This window comes from Phenylobacterium sp. CCH9-H3, from assembly GCF_001557235.1.
Taxonomy (GTDB): domain Bacteria; phylum Pseudomonadota; class Alphaproteobacteria; order Caulobacterales; family Caulobacteraceae; genus Phenylobacterium.
Genome location: NZ_LSJI01000173.1, coordinates 1 through 1,177, shown reverse-complemented (window position 1 = coordinate 1,177; position 1,177 = coordinate 1). Strand labels below are relative to the sequence as shown.

Annotated in this window: 2 protein-coding genes; one reads left to right on the top strand and one right to left on the bottom strand. The window is 73.6% G+C overall.

From position 1 onward, the window contains the following. Positions 1-410, bottom strand: a 410-nt coding sequence (locus tag AX721_RS15415) for an Rrf2 family transcriptional regulator (RefSeq protein WP_068876893.1), incomplete at its 3' end; no start/stop codon positions are given. An 88-nt stretch (positions 411-498) separates the two neighbouring features. Here AX721_RS15415 and AX721_RS28610 point away from each other — a divergent pair. Beyond that, positions 499-1,177: class I SAM-dependent methyltransferase (locus tag AX721_RS28610; RefSeq protein WP_068876892.1), on the top strand; the 679-nt coding region annotated here is incomplete at its 3' end.

Genomic DNA, 1,177 nt, shown 5'->3' with positions numbered 1-1,177 from the left:
GCGTCGAACCCCCGCGCCAGCTCGGCCAGGGTCACCGCCCCCAGCCGCGCGACCAGCAGCGCCTCGGCCTCCCGCAGCGCGTCCTCCAGCGCCGCATTGACCGCCCGCTCCACGGCGCAGTCCGGATTGTCGTGCTCGGCGCCGATGGCGAAGATCCTGGGTCTCCCCACCGCGCGGTGGATGTCCAGCAGCGACACCCGCTCCAGGTCCGCGGCCATCCGCCAGCCGCCCCCGTGGCCCTTCTCCGAGCGCACGTAGCCGGCGTCCCGCAGGCCCGCCATCGTCCGGCGCACAACCACCGGATTGGTCCCCAGCATCTGGGCGATCGCCTCCGACGTCATCGGCTCGTCCCGCCGCGCCAGGTGCAGCAGCACGTGGAGCATCCGCGAAAGGCGACTGTCGCTGCGCATCCCCCGATCCTCCCCGACGCCGCCCCCCATTGGCAAGCACGCCCCTTTCACGCTACTTCTATTGTTACGTAATAGAGGACGCCCGCCGATGCGCCAGTTCGAAGACCCGAACCACTGGGACGCCGCCGCCCGCCACTACGAGGCGACCGCCCACCCCTTCACCGCCCGCTTCGCCGAGGCCGCCCTCGCCCGCGTCCCCCTCACGCCAGACAGCCGCGTCCTCGACGTGGCCGCCGGCACGGGCGCCCTGGCCCTGGCCGCCGCGCGCACGGGCGCCCAGGTGCTGGCCACCGACTTCTCCCCCGGCATGGTCGCCCGCATCGCCGCCGCGGGCCTGCCCAACGTCGAGGCCCAGGTGATGGACGGCCAGGCCCTGGCCCTGCCCGACGCCGGCTTCGACGCCGTCTTCTCCATCTTCGGCGTGATCATGTTCCCCGACTGGCGCAAGGGCCTCTCCGAGATGGCCCGGGTCACCCGCCCCGGCGGCCACGGCGTGGTCGCCACCTGGCAGGACCGCGGCGCCGCCACCTTCCTCCTCCTCGGCCAGATCCGCCGCCGCCTGTTCCCCGATCGCCCCGGCATGACCATGCCCGAGGCCGTCCAGGCCCTCAGCGACCCCGCCGACTTCGCCCGCGAACTCATCGCCGCCGGCTACCAGGACCCCCAGATCGAGCCCGTCACCCACGACTACCCGCTCGACCTCGCCACCCTCGACGACGACCCCGACGCCCTCTTCGGCATGTCCCCCGACTGGACCACCCTCACCC